11 protein-coding genes and 1 riboswitch are annotated in these 13,636 nt (G+C 69.4%); of the genes, 9 read left to right on the top strand and 2 right to left on the bottom strand.

Going from position 1 to position 13,636, the window contains the following annotated elements; translation table 11 throughout:
* Window positions 1–70: 70 nt before the first annotated feature.
* Window positions 71–1,936 (bottom strand): dihydroxy-acid dehydratase, encoded by a 1,866-nt coding sequence (ilvD, locus tag DSM100685_RS01330; protein ID WP_152349566.1) that lies wholly within the window; start codon window positions 1,934–1,936, stop codon window positions 71–73.
* A 185-nt stretch (window positions 1,937–2,121) separates the two neighbouring features.
* Here ilvD and rpoZ point away from each other — a divergent pair, with 185 nt between their 5' ends.
* The 6 genes from rpoZ (at window position 2,122) to DSM100685_RS01300 (ending at window position 8,912) form a co-directional block, all read left to right on the top strand.
* A complete protein-coding gene (gene rpoZ / locus DSM100685_RS01325; RefSeq protein ID WP_152349565.1) occupies window positions 2,122–2,406 on the top strand; it encodes a DNA-directed RNA polymerase subunit omega in 285 nt (94 codons plus the stop codon).
* 183 nt (window positions 2,407–2,589) lie between these two features.
* Window positions 2,590–2,659: riboswitch (SAM riboswitch) on the top strand.
* Window positions 2,655–3,878, top strand: coding sequence for a methionine adenosyltransferase (gene metK / locus DSM100685_RS01320; RefSeq protein WP_152349564.1), 1,224 nt, complete (start codon window positions 2,655–2,657; stop codon window positions 3,876–3,878). (Overlaps the previous riboswitch by 5 nt.)
* Window positions 3,879–3,977: 99 nt before the next feature.
* On the top strand, window positions 3,978–6,227 hold the full coding sequence (locus DSM100685_RS01315; protein ID WP_152349563.1) for a primosomal protein N': 2,250 nt from the start codon (window positions 3,978–3,980) through the stop codon (window positions 6,225–6,227).
* A gap of 123 nt (window positions 6,228–6,350) precedes the next feature.
* Window positions 6,351–7,058: an HAD family hydrolase gene (locus tag DSM100685_RS01310; RefSeq protein WP_152349562.1), complete on the top strand. Its 708-nt coding sequence runs from the start codon at window positions 6,351–6,353 to the stop codon at window positions 7,056–7,058.
* 332 nt (window positions 7,059–7,390) lie between these two features.
* Entirely contained in the window at window positions 7,391–8,368 is a 978-nt protein-coding gene (gene fmt, locus DSM100685_RS01305; RefSeq protein WP_152349561.1) for a methionyl-tRNA formyltransferase, read from the top strand.
* A 16-nt stretch (window positions 8,369–8,384) separates the two neighbouring features.
* On the top strand, window positions 8,385–8,912 hold the full coding sequence (locus tag DSM100685_RS01300) for a DUF5680 domain-containing protein (RefSeq protein WP_152349560.1): 528 nt from the start codon (window positions 8,385–8,387) through the stop codon (window positions 8,910–8,912).
* 68 nt (window positions 8,913–8,980) lie between these two features.
* Here the strand turns inward: DSM100685_RS01300 and serB are convergent, their stop codons facing one another.
* Window positions 8,981–9,658, bottom strand: coding sequence for a phosphoserine phosphatase SerB (gene serB / locus DSM100685_RS01295; RefSeq protein WP_163200774.1), 678 nt, complete (start codon window positions 9,656–9,658; stop codon window positions 8,981–8,983).
* A 37-nt stretch (window positions 9,659–9,695) separates the two neighbouring features.
* Here serB and DSM100685_RS01290 point away from each other — a divergent pair, with 37 nt between their 5' ends.
* Genes DSM100685_RS01290 through dop form a run of 3 tightly spaced genes read left to right on the top strand, consistent with a single transcriptional unit; the run spans window position 9,696 to window position 13,551 of the window.
* Complete coding sequence (locus tag DSM100685_RS01290) at window positions 9,696–10,385, top strand: DedA family protein (protein ID WP_239512581.1); 690 nt, start codon at window positions 9,696–9,698, stop codon at window positions 10,383–10,385.
* On the top strand, window positions 10,382–11,947 hold the full coding sequence (gene arc, locus DSM100685_RS01285) for a proteasome ATPase (protein WP_152349557.1): 1,566 nt from the start codon (window positions 10,382–10,384) through the stop codon (window positions 11,945–11,947). The genes DSM100685_RS01290 and arc overlap by 4 nt, the downstream gene beginning before the upstream one ends.
* Entirely contained in the window at window positions 11,944–13,551 is a 1,608-nt protein-coding gene (dop, locus tag DSM100685_RS01280) for a depupylase/deamidase Dop (RefSeq protein WP_152349556.1), read from the top strand. The genes arc and dop overlap by 4 nt, the downstream gene beginning before the upstream one ends.
* Window positions 13,552–13,636 lie beyond the last annotated feature (85 nt).

The raw sequence follows: 13,636 nt of genomic DNA, 5'->3' as shown, positions 1-13,636 counted from the left end.
GACGGATATAACGAAGGGGCGGAACCGCAATGTGCGATTCCGCCCCTTCGCGTGTCTGGTCAGAAGACCATCAGGCGAGGCCGGAGAGCTTGTTGATGAGCTCCGGGTCGCGGGTGGCGCCCTTGTCGGCGGAGCGGGCGAAGGCGGCGTAGGCCTTGAGGGCCTGGGACACCTTGCGGTCGCGGTGGGCCACGTAGCCGTCGCCGGCTTCGAGCTCTGCGCGGCGCTGGGCGAGCTGCTCGTCGGTCAGCTCCACGTTCACCGAGCGGTTCTCGATGTCGATGTCGATGATGTCGCCGTTCTTGATCAGGGCGATCGGGCCCTTGTTCGCCGCCTCGGGGGCGATGTGGCCGATGGCCAGACCGGAGGAGCCGCCGGAGTAGCGGCCGTCGGTGAGCATGGCCACCTGCTTGCCGATGCCCTTGCCCTTGACGAAGGAGGTCGGGTACAGCATCTCCTGCATGCCCGGGCCTCCCTTCGGACCTTCATAGCGGATCACCAGGGCCATGCCCGGCTTCAGGGTATCGTCGAGGATGACCTTGATGGCGTCCTCCTGCGATTCGACGACCAGTGCCGGTCCGCGGAACTTCCAGATCTCCTGCGGCACGCCGGCGGTCTTCACCACGCAGCCGTCGGGGGCGAGGTTGCCGCGCAGCACGGCCAGACCGCCCTCGTGGATCTCCGGGTGGTCGATGTCGTGGATGGCGCCGTTGACGCGGTCGGTGTCGAGCGAGTCAAACAGCGTGGTGTGCGTCCACGGGTCGGGGGAGATGATGTGGCCCGGGGCGGCCTTGTACATCTGCTTGGCCTCCTCGGTACAGGTCGGGCGCATGATGTCGTAGGCGTCCAGCTTGGCCTCGAGGCTCGGGAAGTCGATGGAGTGCACGTCGCGGTGCAGCTTGCCCGCGCGGTCCAGCTCGCCGAGGATGCCGGTGATGCCGCCGGCGCGGTGCACGTCGGAGATCTCCCACTTGCCGGACGGGGACGCCTTGCAGATGCACGGCACGGTGTGGCTGATGCGCTCGATGTCGTCCAGCGTGAAGTCCACGTCCGCGCTCTGGGCCATGGCGAGGATGTGCAGCACGGTGTTGGTGGAGCCGCCCATGGCCACGTCCATGGTCATGGCGTTCTCGAACGCGTGCTTGGTGGCGATGGAGCGCGGCAGCACGGAATCGTCGTCGTCGCGGTAGTAGCGGTTGGCGATGTCCACGACCTGCTTCGCGGCGCGCTTGAACAGGTCCTTGCGGTAGGAGTGCGAGGCGAGGATCGTGCCGTTGCCGGGCAGGGCCAAGCCGATGGCCTCCGTGAGGCAGTTCATCGAGTTGGCGGTGAACATGCCGGCGCAGGAGCCGCAGGTCGGGCACACGGTCTTCTCGTAGTTGAGCAGGTCCTCGTCGGAGATGTTGTCGTCCGCGGAGGCGTACATCACGGAGATGAGGTCGGTGTTCTTCTTCACGGTGCCGTCGGCCAGCACGGTGGTGCCGGCCTCCATCGGGCCGCCGGAGACGAACACGGTCGGGATGTTGAGGCGCAGCGCGGCCATGAGCATGCCGGGGACGACCTTGTCGCAGTTCGGGATGCAGATCAGCGCGTCGGCGCAGTGCGCGTTCACCTGATATTCGACGGTGTCGGCGATGATGTCGCGGCTCGGCAGCGAGTACAGCATGCCGGTGTGGCCCATGGCGATGCCGTCGTCGACGGCCATGGTGTTGAACTCGCGGGGGATGCCGCCGGCCTCCTTGATGGCCTCGGAGACGATGCGGCCGACCTTGTTGAGGTGGACGTGGCCGGGAAGGAACTCGTCGAAGGAGTTCGCGATGGCGATGATGGGCTTCCTGCCCATGTCGTCGCCGCTGACGCCGGCGGCACGGTAGAGGGCGCGCGCGCCTGCGAAGACGCGGCCGGACATGAGTTTTGCAGATCGCATTTCAGTCATGGCTCTATTCAAGCCCTTGCAAGGGACAGGCGTTTTGTCAAGAGTCACAATGTGGAATTCACGTGGATGTTACCTTGCGCGGTTTTCGTCGGAAGGCTGACGAGCCGGAGAATTCCACGGTCCGGGGGGACGGCTACTGTGTAAAAGATTGAAGACTTCAACCAGTCATCTGAGGAGACCAATCCATGGCTTTTGGCACCGAACCCACCCCGAGCGGACTCGCTAACCCGCCCATCGACGACCTCATGGAGCACGCCGACTCCAAGTACGCGCTCGCCATCTTCGCGGCCAAGCGCGCCCGTCAGATCAACTCCTACTTCACCCAGCTCAACGAGGGCCTGCTGCAGAACGTCGGCCCGCTGGTCGAGTACCAGAACCAGGAGAAGCCGCTGTCCATCGCGTTCCGCGAGATCAACGACGGCCTGCTGGAGGAGACGCTCGGCGAGGACGACCTGAGCGAAGGCAACTGATCCCGCCGATCCCGCCGATTTCCGCGACACGCTTGCCGTTGCCCGGAGTCTCGACTACAACTGAACATCGGTTGCGAACGTAACGCTTTGCGGGCTCGCGCCGGCCGCATCCGCCATCATCGGCGGCGGTCTGGCACGGGCCCTTTTTGTAGCCGGCCGCAACCGGTCCACAATTCAACAAACCGTATCATTGTGCCTCGCGCGGGAGCCATCCGGACGCGGGGCGATAAGTCCGAAAGAGGGATGATATGACCGAAGAACGCAAGCTCATCAGCGCCGAGTCCGTAACCGAGGGGCATCCGGACAAGGTCTGCGATCTGATTTCCGATTCCATTCTCGACGACCTGCTGGCCCAGGACCCGCAGTCTCACGTCGCCGTCGAGACGTCCGCCGCTACCGGCGTGTTCCTGGTGTTCGGCGAGGTGACCTCCACCGGCTACTGCGACGTGCAGTCCAAGGTGCGCGAGGTCCTCCACGAGATCGGCTACACGAGCTCCCAGGTCGGCCTCGACGCCGACTCCTGCGGCGTGATGGTGGCCATCACCGGCCAGAGCGCCGAGATCAACCAGGGCGTCGCCCGCCTCGACGCCGCCGAGGAGTCCAAGGCCACGCGCGAGGAGCGCTACGAGGCGCAGGGCGCCGGCGACCAGGGCGTCATGTTCGGCTACGCCACCGACGAGACCAAGGCCCTCATGCCGCTGCCCATCCATCTGGCCCACAAGCTCGCCTACCGCCTGACCCAGGTGCGCAAGCAGGGCATCGTGCCGCACCTGCGCCCGGACGGCAAGACCCAAGTCACCATCGAGTATGACGAGAACAACCGCCCGCTGCGCGTCGACACCGTCCTCATCTCCACGCAGCACGACCCCGAGGCCACGCACGACTGGCTCGCCGCGCAGCTCAAGGAGCACGTCATCGACCCGGTGCTGGACGAGGAGCTCGGCGACGGCGTGAAGCACGACGACTACCGCCAGCTCGTCAACCCCACCGGCTCGTTCATCCTCGGCGGCCCCGCCGCGGACGCCGGCCTCACGGGCCGCAAGATCATCGTCGACACCTACGGCGGCGCCGCCCACCACGGCGGCGGCGCGTTCTCCGGCAAGGACCCGAGCAAGGTGGACCGCTCCGCCGCCTACGCGACCCGCTGGGTGGCCAAGAACATCGTGGCCGCCGGCCTCGCGCACAAGGTCGAGGTGCAGGTGGCCTACGCGATCGGCGTCGCGGACCCGGTGAGCGTCAACGTGGAGACCTTCGGCACCGAGGAGAACGGCGTGACGCGCGCGCAGATCGCCGCCGCCGTGCGCAAGGTGTTCGACCTGCGCCCCGCCGCCATCATCGACGAGCTCGACCTCAAGCGCCCGATCTACAAGAAGACCGCCGCCTACGGCCACTTCGGCCGCGACGACGCCGACTTCACGTGGGAGCGCACCGACAAGGTCGACGAGCTCAAGGCGGCCATCGCGTCCCTGTGACGGCTCGCCGTCCCGCGCATTGCCCGCGCTGTTCCGAACGAAGGGTCCCGAACCGGCAAATCCGCCGGTTCAGGGCCCTTCGGCGCTACTATGGCCGGTATGACCTCCCAGGACGCCGAACAGCTCGCGCTTGACGGGCTCGCCCCGCGCAAGCGGCGTCGCCGTGCGCCGGCGGAGCGCCGCCCCGCGCCGGAAAACCCAGTCGCGCAGGTGGTGCTCGACGTGCAGGCCACCCATCTGGGGCGCACCTTCGACTATCTGATCCAGGACAGGGACGACGAGTCCGCGCAGCCCGGCGTGCAGGTGCGCGTGCGCTTCGGCGGCCAGCGGCTCAACGGCGTGATCTGGAACCGCGTCGGCCTCGACGCCGCCACCGCGCCCCGGTCGACCCTGCGCTACATCGAACGCGTGCTCAGCCCCGTCGTGGTGGTGGGCGACGAGATGCGCCGCGACGTGGCCGCGATCGCCGACTGGTACGGCGGCACCCGCGCGAACATCCTGCGCGTCGCAGTGCCGCCCCGCGTGGCGTACGTGGAGGACGAACAGGCGTTCGCCGGACGCTCCGACGGGTTCGCCGGCGCCGCGGACGGCCGTCTCATGGAACGCTGGGCGCGGCTCGCCGAACGCGAAGGCGCGCGCGTCTCCGCATCATACGACCAATCCGCCGCATGGCGCGGCGCGATCGAGGGGCGCGGCTTCTCCGAAACGGTGGCGGACTGCCTGCCCGGGCCGCTCGTATGGGCGCGTGACGCGGCGTGGGCGATCGCCGTCGCGCAGACCGCCGGCAAGGCGGCCGTGGTCGTGCTTCCGGACATGCGCCACGTGGAGGACCTCGCCGAAGTGCTGGCCGCGGCCGGACTCCGCCGGTTCGCCCCCGCAGAGGCGCGGCACGGGGGATGGAAGGGCGATTTCGTCACCCTGGGCGCCGCGCTGCCCCCGCAGGAGCGGTACCGCGCGTACCTCGCCATCGCCACCGGGCAGGTGCGCTGCGTGCTCGGCACCCGCGCCGCCATGTACGCGCCGGTCTCCGGAGCCGCGCTGTTCGCCATCGTGGACGACGTGTCCTACCAGAACGCGGACGGCTTCATGCCCTACGCGCAGGCCCGCGGCGTGCTGCGCCTGCGCGCGCGGAACCACGGCGGCGCCTTCATGGCGCTGGGCCACGCCCGCAGCCCGATCAGCGAGGCCTCCGACGCGCTCAAGGTCCACGCGCTGCCCGCCGTCACCAAGGAAAGCTCGCCGTGGATCCGCTGGCTCAACCGCGAATCGCTGACGCAGATCGGCGACACCACCGCCGGCGCGCGCGTGCCCCACACCGCCGTGCGCGTGCTCGCCAAGGCGTTGCAGACGGGTCCCGTGCTGCTGTCCATCCCGGCCGACGGCGTGAGCGAGACGCTGAGCTGCGCCAAATGCCATCGTCAGGCCCGTTGCCCGCGCTGCACCGGGCCGCTGGAGATCGGCCGGGCCGGGGGAGCGCCCCACTGCCGTTGGTGCGGGGCCGCCGCCGTGGCGTGGAAGTGCCCGGAGTGCGGCAATGAGCGCATGCGCGTGGTGCGCGTGGGCGCGGCCGGCACCGCGGCGGAGCTGCAGGGGCTGTTCCGCAACGTGCCGATCGTCGTCTCCTCGCCGAAGCAGCCGCGCGGCGTCATCGAGGAGATCGGGGACCGTCCGGCCCTGGTGATCGCCACGCCCGGCGCCGAACCACGCGTGCGCCGCGCCGGGGACGGCATGCAGGTCGGCTATCAGGCCGTCGCCATACTGGACGCGTGGACCAGCCTGTACGCGCTTGGCGTGGACGCCCGCACCGACACGTTGACCGCGTGGATGCGAGCCGTCGCGCTGTGCCGGCCGCGGACCGCCGGCGGTCAGGCTTTGCTGCTGGGGGAGACCGATCCCGTGCTGGCCGACGCGCTGACCGGCTGGAACGCGCCGCTGCTCGCCGCGCGGGAGGTCGGGGAACGGCGGGAGGCCGGTCTGCCGCCGGCGGTCGCCGCCGCATGCGTGTGGGGACGGCGTGACGCGGTCATGTGGGCGCTCGGGCGCATCGGCGTGCTGCTCGACGGCGAATGGGGCATGGTGCGCGTGCCGGGGACGGACGGTTCCGACGGCTTTGGCGGTTCGGAGGCCGAGCAGCCAGCCGTGCTGGGGCCGGTGCCGATTCCCCAGCCGGTCACCATCAACGCGCGCGAACTCGAGGAAACCGCCGACCGCGTCAAGGCCGTGGTGCGCGTGGCGCCGGAGCGTCGTGCGGAACTGGCCCTGCGGCTCCGGTCGGCCGTGGCGAAGCACGTGGCCACGCGCACGCCCGGCGAGCTGCGCTTCCAGCTCGACCCGAAGGACCTTATCTGACGGGGTCGCCGGGTTTTCCGGTTCACAAGATGAGATGGCCCGAATCTCGTGAGCCGCGGACTCGTCGCGCAGCCGTGGTTCGATGGAAGCGCAACGCATTCGACGGCGGGAAAGGAGCCGACAATGGCAAAGGGATGGCCGGGAGAGCCCCAGATGGAATCCGACGTGCTCGTGGCGGAGGGCAACGCGGCCGGCGCCGCGGGCAAGCCCATCACCAATGTGATCTTCGACTTCGGCAACGTGCTCGTCTACTGGGATCCGGCGAACACCATGGTCGGCCGCTACGGGCGGGACAGCATCGACTGGTTCCTCGACGACGCGAACTCCGGCCTCTACTCGGCGTCCGACCTCATGGATGGCGGCGCCACCTGCAAGGAGACCGAGGACTGGGTGCTGGTCAACCGCGGCGAGCGCGCGGCCGAGATGATCCGCTACTACAACGCGAACTTCGTCGACTCCCTCGGCGGCGCGGTGCCCGGCGCGCGCAAGCTCATCGAGGACCTCAAGGCCGCCGGCGTGGGCGTGTGGGGCCTGTCCAACTGGTCCGCCGAACTGTTCCCGATTGCGTGGGCGGGCTACCCGATCCTGCACTCGCTCGACGGCAAGGTGGTCTCCGGCCCGATCGGCCTGCGCAAGCCGCACACCGACATCTACGAGTATGCCCTGAAGGAGTTCGGCATCGAGGCGTCCGGCGCGGTCTTCGTGGACGACAAGGCCATGAACATCGTCGGCGCGAACTCCGCAGGCATCCGCGGCGTCAAGTTCACCGACCCGTACAAGCTGCGCGCCCTGCTCATCGACGCGGGCGTGGACATCCCCGCCGTCAAGTAGCGTCAAGTAGCGGGGTCGCGGGCCACCGCCGTCCCGGTCCCGGTCGCGTCGTTGGCATGGTCAGGTCCGTGCGGCGCAACCGCGGCCGTGGCGGCGATCATGCCGCCGTGGTGTGACGTTGACCGTGACATCGACCGTGACGTTGGCCGTGGCCGTGACGATGACCGTGACATCGACCGGCTTACTGGAATGAACCGGTTGGCAAAATGGCCTGATTGCAACGTTTCCGGCGGGCCGTGACATTGGCCGTGCGGTCTGCGTCACGGTCGTTGTCACGGGCGCGGTCATGGTCACGGCCCGGCGGCACGCGCGTCGTGCGTTACAGTGGAGGAATGCTGAAGTTACTGTTCGCCGGTTCCCCGGAAGTCGCCGTGCCCGCCCTGAAGACGCTGGCCACGGACAAGGATCATTTCGACGTGGTCGCCGTGCTCACCCGCCCCGACGCGCCCACCGGCCGCGGCCGCAGACTGGTCGCCAACCCGGTCAAGAAAACGGCCCTCGAACTGGGCATCCCGGTCATCGAATCCGACCCGGCCGCGCCCGAATTCGTGGACGAGCTCAAGGCCATCGGCGCCGAGGCCGCCGCCGTGGTCGCCTACGGCAAGATCCTCAAGCAGCGCGTGCTGGACGCCCTGCCGCTCGGCTGGTACAACCTGCACTTCTCCCTGCTGCCCCAGTGGCGCGGCGCCGCCCCCGTGCAGCGCGCGATCTGGGCGGGCGACGAGCTGACCGGCGCGACCGTGTTCCGCATCACCCGCCAGATGGACGCCGGTCCCATCCTCGCGCAGTCCACCGTGGAGATCGGCGCTCACGAGACCAGCGGCGAGTTGCTCATGCGTCTGGCCGAGGACGGCTCCCACGTGCTCGCCGCCGCGCTCGAGGCCATGGCGGAGGGCCGCATCGCGCCGGTCGAACAGCAGCCCGGCGCCTTCGAGGTGGCCGCCAAGATCAGCGTGGAGGACGCGCACATCCGCTTCGACGTGCCCGTGTTCGCCGCCGACCGGCAGATCCGCGCCTGCACGCCCAATCCCGGCGCATGGTGCGAGCTGTACGCCGAAGGCGGGGCGGAAGGCGCCGACCCGATCACCCTGCACGTGCTCGAGGCCCGTCCCGTCGTGCCGTCGGAGCAGCCTCACGCGCCCACCGACCTGAAGCCCGGCGAGCTGAGGGCCGGCAAGCGCAACGTGTGGGTCGGCACCGCCACCGATCCGCTGGAGCTCCTTCAGGTCAAGGCGCAGGGCAAGAAGGCCATGCGCGCCGCCGACTGGGCCCGCGGCGCCCGTCTGTCCGCCGAGGCGCGTCTCGCCTGAGCCCTTCTGCAGCGTCATGATCGATGATTTTCCACCGGACGGGCTGATTCCGTTCCTGCTCGCGGCGAAGCGTGCCACCTACGGCGCGGAGGACGCGGGCGCCGCGGCCGAGACGGTTCCGGCGTTCGATGGTTCGCGCCAGTTGGAATACCGCGAGGGCCCGTGGCTGTACCGTGACGTGTACTTCGGCTCGCGTCGGTTCGCCGGTCAGGAGACCGTTTTGTTCGACGGTGCGCCGGTGTGGTCGATGGTCTACGCCGGCGGCATGACGGACACGGGGGAGCGTCCGGGAAAGGGATTCGACGATTCCCGGCGCGTCTACGCGTTCCTGAGGCGGGCGCTGCGCCTGTGCGACGCATCGCACCCGTATCGCGGTCCGGCGCGCCACGAAGCAGATGGTCTCGTCTACGTCAACGAGCAGCCTGACGTCCCGGAATCAAACTCGTTCCGCGGACGCGAACGCATCCTGACGCGCGATGCGGACGGGACCGGTGAACAGTGCCTGTACGCGTTGGACTACGCGGGCATCCGTCTGGCGGCGTAGCGGCATAGTCCAACGCGAACGGACGGCATGAACCGAACGCGGCGCGGGCGGCGTTGGTCCGGCGGGACCTAGGACAGGAAGTCCAGCACCTTCCGAAGGTCCCGCTCGTCCACCGCGTGCGGCGCGGCGGCGCGGGTCCTCGGCTTGGCGCAGAAGGCGACGCCGAGCCCGGCGGCCAGAATCATGGGAATGTCGTTCGCGCCGTCGCCCACCGCCGCGGTCTGGTCCATGGGAACGCCGTCCTCGGCGGCCCAGCGGCGCAGCGCGTCCAGCTTCACATCCTTGGTGACGATTTCGCCCAGCACTTCGCCGGTCAGCGTGCCGTCAGCCGCGCCGAGCCGGTTCGCCAGCGCGTGGTCGATATGCGCGTCGGCCACCAGCCGGTCCACCACCTCGTGGAAGCCGCCGGAGACCACGCCCACCTTCCAGCCGTGCGCGTGCAGCGCGTCGATGAGCGCCAGCGCCCCGTTGGTGAAATGCAGGCGGCGGTACACCTCGTCGAACACCGAAACCGGCAGGCCGCGCAGCAGCGCCACTCGGGCGCGCAGGGCCTCGCGGAAGTCCAGTTCGCCGCGCATCGCCTGCTCGGTCACGTGCGCGATCTTCCCGCCGCAGCCGGCCGCCGCGCCAAGCTCGTCGATGACCTCCTCGTCGATGAGCGTGGAGTCCACGTCCATCACCAGCAGCCCCGGGCGGGACAGCGTGGGGGCGGAAGTTTCAAGAGCTTGCAAAGTTTCGTCGGACATGCCCACGATTGTCGGAAAACCTTGGGACAATGGCCGGATGCATGAAGTTTGCTCCACAGGAACCGGTCTCATCGCCGCCATCACCGATTGGCTCGTCTGGCTCATGGAACAGGTCGGCGGCCTCGGCGTGGGACTCGCCATCGCCCTTGAATCCATCTTCCCGCCCATTCCCAGCGAGGTCATCCTGCCGCTGGCCGGGTTCAGCGCCTCGCGCGGCCTGTTCTCGCTGGTCTCCGCCATCGTCTGGGCCACGGCCGGCTCCGTGGCCGGCGCATGGGCCCTGTACGGCATCGCCCGGTGGGTGGGCCTGCACCGCATCCAGCGCGCCGCGGACGTGATCCCCGGCGTGAGCCGCCACGACATCGCCAAGGCGGACGGCTGGTTCACCAAGTATGGCACGTGGTCGGTGCTCATCGGCCGCGTGATTCCCGTGGTCCGCTCGCTCATCTCCATCCCCGCCGGCCTCAACGGCATGAACTTCGCCCGCTTCACCGGCTGGACCATGCTCGGCTCCGCCGTGTGGAACACCATCCTCATCTCCGTCGGCTACGGCCTCGGCGCGCAGTGGTGCTCCATCCAGGGCGCGCTCGGCGTGTTCGAGGACGTGGTCATCGCCGTCGTCATCGTGGCCATCGCCGTGTGGGCCGTGCGCAAAGTGCGTACTGTAATGAGGGAACGCGGCCGCGCGAAGGCCGCGAACGGCGCGAAGGGAGACGACCACGAATGAGTGACGCCGCAGGAGAAGCTGCAGAGGCCACCACGCTCGAGGAGATGGCCGACCGGCTCGACCGCATGCAGGCCAAGAACCACGCGCTCGCGCAGGCCCTGAACCGGGCCAGCCAGGAGCTCGGCAAGGCCAAGTCGCAGCTCGTCCAGCTTGCGCAGCCGCCCAAGACCTTCGCCACCGTGGTGAAGGTCGACCAGGTCATGGTGGACGACGACGGCGTGCAGCACGCCAGCGCCGAGGTGATCAACGGCCCCCGGCGCATGATCGTGCCGGTCTCGCCCACCGTCAACGCCGCGCGCCTGACCTGCGGGCAGACCGTGCTGCTCAACGAGAGCCTCGTGCTCGTCGAACGCCGCGAAACCCCGTTCACCGGCGTGGTGCGCGTGGTCGAGGACCCGCTGGACGCCGCCCGGCTGATCGTGCGCGACCAGTCCGGCACGCTCACCGCGGTCCGCCGCGCCTCCTCGCTCGTGTCCCACCCGGTCAAAAAGGGCGACCGAGTGCTCGTGGACCACAACAACCTCATCGCGCTCGAAACGCTGCCCGCCGAGGACGACGCCGATCTGGTGCTCGAGGAGACCCCGGACGTCACCTTCGACGACATCGGTGGGCTCGCGGACGAGATCGAGCGCATCCGCGACGCCGTCCAGCTGCCGTTCCGTCACCGCGCGCTGTTCCGCCGCTACGACCTGCGCCCGCCCAAGGGCGTGCTGCTCTACGGCCCGCCCGGCAACGGCAAGACCATGATCGCCAAGGCCGTCGCCCACAGCCTGTCCGACGCCACCCCCGGCGTCAGCGGCGTGTTCCTGTCCGTCAAGGGGCCGGAGCTGCTCAACAAGTACGTCGGCGAGTCCGAGCGCCTCATCCGCCTCATCTTCGCCCGCGCCCGCGAACGCGCCGCCGACGGACGGCCCGTCATCGTGTTCATCGACGAGATGGACTCGCTGCTCAGGACCCGCGGCTCCGGCGTCTCCTCCGACGTGGAGACCACGATCGTGCCGCAGTTCCTCGCCGAGCTCGACGGCGTGGAAAGCCTCGACAACGTCATCGTCATCGGCGCCTCGAACCGCGTGGACATGATCGACCCGGCCGTGCTGCGCCCCGGGCGCCTCGACGTGAAGATCCGCATCGACCGGCCCGACGCCGAGCAGGCCGCCTCCATCCTGCGACACTACGTGACCGCCGACCTGCCGCTCGCCCCCTCGCTCGACGTGATCGCGCTCACCGATCTGGTGATCCGCGACGCGTTCGCCCGCGACGACCACCGCCACGTGTGCGATGTGCGCCGGCGCGACGGCGGCTGGGACGCCGTGTACTTCGCGGACGTGATCTCCGGCGCGACGCTCAAGAACATCGTGGACCGCGCCAAGACGCGGGCGGTCAAGGCGTCCATCGAAACGGGCTCCGACGTGGCGCTCGACGCGGCGATCTTCGGGCGCGCGGTGGACGAGGAGTTCCACGAGACCGCGGACGCGATCGCCAACACGGACCCCGGCCAGTGGGCGCGCATCACCGGGCTCGACCGCGGGCAGGTCGTCGAGATCAGGCCGGTGGTCGCATGAGCGTCAAACGCATCATGGGCACCGAAACCGAATACGCGGTGTCGCTCGCCAATACCCCGAATTCCACGGACGGCGGCCACTACAACCCCGTCCAGCTCTCCTTCGACGTGGTGGACGGCGCCTCCGCGCCCGAAACCCGCCACATCCGCTGGGACTACCGTCAGGAGGACCCGGTCAACGACGCGCGCGGCCACCGTCTGGAACGTGCCGCCGCCCGCCCGGACATGCTCACCGACGCCCCGCAGCTCAACATCACCAACGTGATCGCCCCCAACGGCGCCCGCGTGTACGTGGACCACGCCCACCCCGAATATTCGGCGCCCGAGACCCGCGACCCGTTCGACGCCGTCGCGTGGGACCACGCCGGCGACCGGATCATGCAGGCCGCTGCCGAACGGGCCTCCGCAAACACCGGCCGGCCGATCGCGCTGCACCGCAACAACGTGGACGGCAAAGGCGCCTGCTGGGGCACGCACGAAAACTACCTCATGGAACGCAGCGTGCCGTTCGACGACGTGATCGCCCTCATGACCCCGCACTTCGTCTCCCGGCAGATCTACGCCGGCTCCGGACGCGTGGGGCTCGGAGAGTGCAGCGAGGGCAATGGCTACCAGCTCAGCCAGCGCGCCGACTACGTGCACGCCCGCGTGGGCCTCCAGACCACGTTCGACCGTCCCATCGTCAACACGCGCGACGAACCGCACGCGGCCTCCGACCGTTACCGCCGCCTGCACGTGATCACGGGCGACGCCAACCGCATGGAAACCCCGCAAGTTCTGAAGCTCGGAGTCACCAGCATGCTGCTGTGGCTGCTCGAGCACGCCGGGGAGGCGGGCTTCGACCTCACGGCCCTTGAGGACGGGCTGGCGCTCGCCGACCCGGTGCAGGCCATGCACACGGTCTCGCACGACCTGACGCTGGACGAGGCCCTGCCGCTCGCGAACGGCGGCACCACCACCGCGTGGATGATGCAGGTACGTCTGCGCGCCGCCGTCTACGAGGTCGCGGCCGCCGTCCACGGCACGGACACGAGGGGCGAACCCGCATGGCCCGACCGGTCCACCGCGTCCGTCATGGCGATGTGGGGTCAGGCGCTCGCCGACGCGGCCGCGATCCGCCACGCGAACGACGACGAGCGGCTGGGCATGGCCGGCGAGGCATCCCGCGTCGAATGGCTGCTCAAATGGCAGCTGCTCGAGCGCATGCGCCGCAAGCACGGCTGCGACTGGTCCGCGGCGCGCCTGAAGGCCCTGGACTTGGGCTGGGCGGCGCTCGACCCGAAGACGTCCATATGGTCGCGCATGGAACCCCGCGCCGAACGCGTGCTCGATCCCGGGCGCGTGGAGCACGCCGCGGCCGAGCCGCCGGAGGACACGCGCGCGTGGCTGCGCGCCGAAGTCGTGCGCCGGTTCCCCGCCGAGGTGGTCGCCGCGTCGTGGACGCATCTGGACGTGCTGGACGGCTCCGACGCGCAGGCGATCGGCTCCGGCGGCGGCACGTTCGACTTCGACATGTCCGACCCGTCCCGCTTCGGCAAGGCCCAATGCGCCGAGGCGCTGCGCCACGCCAAGTCGGCGGCCGGTTTGCTGGAGTCGCTACTATAGTCCATCCGGACCATGGCCATCCGGCCCGCTCAATGCCAGCGGGTATCATCGAGGAACAGAACACGTACGCAAGGGAAGCCGGTGG

The organism is Bifidobacterium avesanii (genome assembly GCF_009299475.1).
Lineage (GTDB): Bacteria > Actinomycetota > Actinomycetes > Actinomycetales > Bifidobacteriaceae > Bifidobacterium > Bifidobacterium avesanii.
This window is presented reverse-complemented; position numbering and strand designations above follow the sequence as displayed.

Excerpts from the sequence above, each read along its gene's own strand:
- ilvD (WP_152349566.1), bottom strand. The coding sequence starts at position 1,936 with ATGACTGAAATGCGATCTGCAAAACTCATGTCCGGCCGCGTCTTCGCA.
- rpoZ (WP_152349565.1), top strand. The coding sequence starts at position 2,122 with ATGGCTTTTGGCACCGAACCCACCCCGAGCGGACTCGCTAACCCGCCC.
- metK (WP_152349564.1), top strand. The coding sequence starts at position 2,655 with ATGACCGAAGAACGCAAGCTCATCAGCGCCGAGTCCGTAACCGAGGGG.
- DSM100685_RS01315 (WP_152349563.1), top strand. The coding sequence starts at position 3,978 with ATGACCTCCCAGGACGCCGAACAGCTCGCGCTTGACGGGCTCGCCCCG.
- DSM100685_RS01310 (WP_152349562.1), top strand. The coding sequence starts at position 6,351 with ATGGCAAAGGGATGGCCGGGAGAGCCCCAGATGGAATCCGACGTGCTC.
- fmt (WP_152349561.1), top strand. The coding sequence starts at position 7,391 with ATGCTGAAGTTACTGTTCGCCGGTTCCCCGGAAGTCGCCGTGCCCGCC.
- DSM100685_RS01300 (WP_152349560.1), top strand. The coding sequence starts at position 8,385 with ATGATCGATGATTTTCCACCGGACGGGCTGATTCCGTTCCTGCTCGCG.
- serB (WP_163200774.1), bottom strand. The coding sequence starts at position 9,658 with ATGTCCGACGAAACTTTGCAAGCTCTTGAAACTTCCGCCCCCACGCTG.
- DSM100685_RS01290 (WP_239512581.1), top strand. The coding sequence starts at position 9,696 with ATGCATGAAGTTTGCTCCACAGGAACCGGTCTCATCGCCGCCATCACC.
- arc (WP_152349557.1), top strand. The coding sequence starts at position 10,382 with ATGAGTGACGCCGCAGGAGAAGCTGCAGAGGCCACCACGCTCGAGGAG.
- dop (WP_152349556.1), top strand. The coding sequence starts at position 11,944 with ATGAGCGTCAAACGCATCATGGGCACCGAAACCGAATACGCGGTGTCG.